Source organism: Intrasporangium chromatireducens Q5-1 (genome assembly GCF_000576575.1).
Lineage (GTDB): Bacteria > Actinomycetota > Actinomycetes > Actinomycetales > Dermatophilaceae > Intrasporangium_A > Intrasporangium_A chromatireducens.
In genome coordinates this window covers 1-3861 of sequence record NZ_AWQS01000305.1, presented here as the reverse complement: position 1 = coordinate 3861, position 3861 = coordinate 1, and the positions used below count along the sequence as shown (strand labels likewise).

At 69.9% G+C, this 3861-nt stretch carries 4 protein-coding genes; all 4 read right to left on the bottom strand.

Annotated elements, in window-relative coordinates:
• Positions 1–56 precede the first annotated feature (56 nt).
• On the bottom strand, positions 57–566 hold the full coding sequence (locus tag N864_RS20000; RefSeq protein ID WP_034721531.1) for a DsrE/DsrF/DrsH-like family protein: 510 nt from the start codon (positions 564–566) through the stop codon (positions 57–59).
• A 1-nt stretch (position 567) separates the two neighbouring features.
• Complete coding sequence (locus N864_RS19995) at positions 568–882, bottom strand: TusE/DsrC/DsvC family sulfur relay protein (RefSeq protein ID WP_034721527.1); 315 nt, start codon at positions 880–882, stop codon at positions 568–570.
• Positions 883–901: 19 nt separating this feature from the next.
• A complete protein-coding gene (sqr, locus tag N864_RS19990; protein WP_034721524.1) occupies positions 902–2149 on the bottom strand; it encodes a type III sulfide quinone reductase, selenoprotein subtype in 1248 nt (415 codons plus the stop codon).
• A 113-nt stretch (positions 2150–2262) separates the two neighbouring features.
• A complete protein-coding gene (locus N864_RS19985) occupies positions 2263–3723 on the bottom strand; it encodes a DUF4153 domain-containing protein (protein WP_051518846.1) in 1461 nt (486 codons plus the stop codon).
• Positions 3724–3861: the final 138 nt, after the last annotated feature.

The window sequence follows — 3861 nt, the reverse complement described above, 5'->3', positions numbered from 1 at the left end:
CGCTCCACGGTGCGGCCGTGGAGCGCCTGCCGGCCGCCCCGGGCGGATGACCCGAGCTAGATGAACAGCAGCTGCGCGCCGTCCGTCAGCTCCATGAAGTCGGAGGCCGAGATGATCCCCTCGATGTCGTCGCGCAGGTCCGCCTCGGTCAGGTGCTGCATGTCGGCCGACATCTTGCAGGCCCACAGGTGCCCTCCGGAGGCGACGATCTGGTCGAGGAACTCCGGGACGTCGGGCACGTCGAGCTCGGCGATGGACTTCTTCATCTGCGAGGTTGCCAGGTGCGTCATCCCCGGGATCCCACCCAGTCCCTGGGGCAGATGGGTCGCCGTGTTGCCCAGCGGGGTGAACTTGAGGTGGGCAGCCGTCTTCCGGTTGATCATGTCGTAGCCCCAGAACGTGAAGAACAGGTGCGTCTCGATGCCCTCCCCGACCGCGGCATTGGCCAGGATCAGGGCCGGATAGGCCATGTCCAGGTTGCCCTTGCTGCAGATGATGGCCAGCTTGCGCCCCTCGGACGTGGTCTCGAAGTCGGGGACGATCGGCTGGGTGATGGTCTCGGCCATCTCACACACATCCCTTCGGCTTCGGCAGGCCCGCGACGTAGGCCATCTTCTTGGCCGGTTTCGCGGGGAACAGCGCGAACAGCTGCTTGACGGGCACCCCCGTCTGGGTGCTGACGCGGCGCAGGGTGGCGGTCTCGCCCTGGTGGGCGTAGTCGTCCCGCAGGAACTGGACGAGCTTCCAGTGTTCGGGGGTCATCTCGATCCCGATGAGCCGAGCCAGCTCGGCCCCGAGGTCATCGGTCCACTGCGTGGGGTCGGTGAGGAACCCCTCGTCGTTGACCGCCACCTCGTGACCGGCAATGGTCGTGGTGGGCATGGCGACGCTCCTTTCGGCGTCAGGCTGCGGGGACCTTCCCCGCCATGGACATCTCGGACGGCAGCCCGATCGGACGGCCGGGCAGCAGCAGGTTCCAGTACAGGTGCCGGAAGGCGAGCTTCCCGGCGTGGTTGGCCCGGCTCTCCCTGAGGAGGGTGAGCGGACCCAGGCGCGGGATCGGGAAGGTGCCGGTGAGCGGCTCCGTGTCGTAGTTGAAGTCGAGCAGCAACGCCTTGCCGCGGCCCGACTCGACGAAGCAGTTCGCGTGCCCGTCGAACGCGTGGGTCATCGGCCGGCCGGCCACCAGCTGGAGGAAGTTGGCGACGAAGATCTCGACCGAGAAGTGCGCCACCGAGCCGGCCTTCGAGGTGGGCAGGTTGCCCGCGTCGCCGAGGGCGAAGATCTCGTCGTACTGCGTCGAGCGCATCGTGTGCTTGTCCACCGGGACGTAGTTCAGCTCGTCCCCGAGGCCCGAGCGCGCGACGAAGTCGGCGCCCATGTTGAGCGGGATCGTCACGAGCTGGTCGTAGGACACCTCACGCTCGTCGTAGGAGACGAGGACGCGCCGCTCCTGGTCGATGTGCTCGACCATGAAGTCCGTCTCGACCTTCACGCCGCGCTCGGACAGCAGGTGCCCCAGCTCGCGGCTCGCGACGGGCTTGGTGAAGGCTCCGTCGAGCGGAGTGACGTAGACGATCTCGACGTCGTCGCGCAGCCCCCGCCGCCGGAAGAAGTCGTCGGCCAGGAAGGTGAACTCGAGCGGGGCGACCGGGCACTTGATCGGCATCTCGGTCAGGTGGACGACGAGGCGCCCGGACGTCATCGCCGCGAGCCGGTCCCGCAGGCTGAGCGCACCGTCGAAGGTGTAGAACTCGCCAACGCTGGCGTGCCACTCGGGGCCGAGCATCCCGGGCGTCTGGTCCGGCCGTGGGCTCGTGCCGGTCGCGATGACGAGGTAGTCGTAGTCGAGGGAGCGTCCATCGACGAGCTCGACGCGCCTGGCCCCCGGCTCGACCCTGTCCACGTCGCCCAGGACGAGGTCGATGCCGTCGCGGAGGAAGGCGTGCCGGGACCGGCGAACCTGCTCCGCCTCGATCATCCCGAAGGGCAGGAAGAGGTAGCCCGGCTGGTAGTCGTGGACGTCGTTGCGGTCCACCACGCTGATCCGCCACTCATCCGTGGCGAGGGCGCGGCGCAGCTTGTTGGCAACCATCGTGCCGGCGGTGCCGCCCCCCAGAATGACCAAGGTCTTTGCTGCTGTAGTCATACTTCGACGGTACGCCTGGGGGTATGTCTTGTCGCTGTGATCTTCGAGACGAAGGCTTGCCTAACAAGGGAATTCGTCGCCACCGAACACCTGGTCCAGATCGGACAAACCGCTCAGGGGCAGGCCGCCTGTGCGGTCACCGGCGACGCAGAGTCCACCCGAGCGTCCACCGCCCGGGCCCGCCCGAGGTTCCAGGACGCCAGGTCGTCAGGCAGGTGCTGCCCGCGCGGCAGCGAGCAGGCGGCGAGGTCCCGAGGCAGCCCGGCCACGATGGTGGGCGTCGCGTCCGGACCGAGGGTGGACAGATAGGCGGTGTCGAGCTTGCCCGTGGCCCGATAGCGGTCGATGTTGTGCTGGGCGACCCACGCCTCGGGGTTCAGCCACCCCAGGACGAGGACGCCGACGGCTGCCGTGACGAGGGCCGCCCGCGGCAGCCAGCGGGCCTCGAGGCGCACGCCGGCGGCCAGGACGAGCACGATCAGGACACCGAGCCAGATCTCGACGGCGTCGACAACCACGCGCACCACGGTGAAGCCGAACGCCTGCTGGTAGACGGCCATCCGGAACAGCGCCGACGCGACGACGACGAGGCTCAGCAGGCACAGGGAGCCGAGGACGAGACGCAGCAGCAGCCGCTCCCCCGCCGACCGGCGAGGGGCCTTGCGCACGGTGACGGCCACCGTCACGAGGGTCAGCAGGGTCGCGGCCGTCAGCTGTCCGAAGCCCTGGTGGACGTAGTCGGCGTAGGTCAGCCCTGTCGTCCGGTGCACGTAGTCGTGACCGCCCCACATGACCGACGCCTGAGCCACCACGAAGACGAGGAAGGTGAGCACGACGATGCCGACCGGCACGAGCCACTCCCAGGCCCGGCTGACGCGCCGCGCGTCAGGGAGCGGGACCTGGTCGAGCGGTGGCGGGTTGATGGCGAGGTAGCAGCCCGCCAGGACGATGCCACCGACCATGACGAGGACGAACGTGCGCAGGACGAGGCTGTCCAGGCCGAGGTCCGGTGTCAGCTGCGTGGCCCAGCGGCCGACCACCGGGTCGGCGGACGCGAAGAGGCCGCCGAAGACGACCAGCGCGACGACGGAGATGGCCACCGTCCGGACGACCGGCCAGAGCAGCCGGTGGCTGCTCAGCGCCGAGAGGGTCCGTCCCAGCAGCGGCAGGCCGCGCAGCCCGGCGAGCACCCAGGCAACGGGACCAGCCAGGACGGCGACCAGCCGTCGCGCGTCGGTCAGGGCGGTCGTGACGAGGAGGCCGACGATGAAGAGCGCCAGCACGACCAGCCACTCGGCGGCCCGCAGCACGACGAGCGAACCGAGCGCAAGGCACAGGGCTGCGGAGGCGATGGTCCAGCCTGCGGATCGTCGGCGCGACACTGCGAGAACGAGGCCCCCGCCGAGGAGCAGCACGACCAGCACACCGAGACCGAGCGGGCGGTAGGGCAGGACGGCAGCGCCGGTCAGACCCACGCCGATCGAGCCGAACAGCGCCAGCCGGGTCGGGCCCAGTCCGTGCTCGGGCCAGAGCGGACCGAAGAGCCCCTCGACGAACGAGGGCGAGGGCGCCACCCTCTCGGAGGGTCGCGTCGCTGCCGCCCGAACGTCAGCCGCACCGGCACTCGTGGTGGCAGCCGCGGGACGCTCGGCAGCGCCAGGCGGCGGAGTCGGCGCCGGCGACGCGTTCGCACCGCCGGGTGCGAGCGGAGC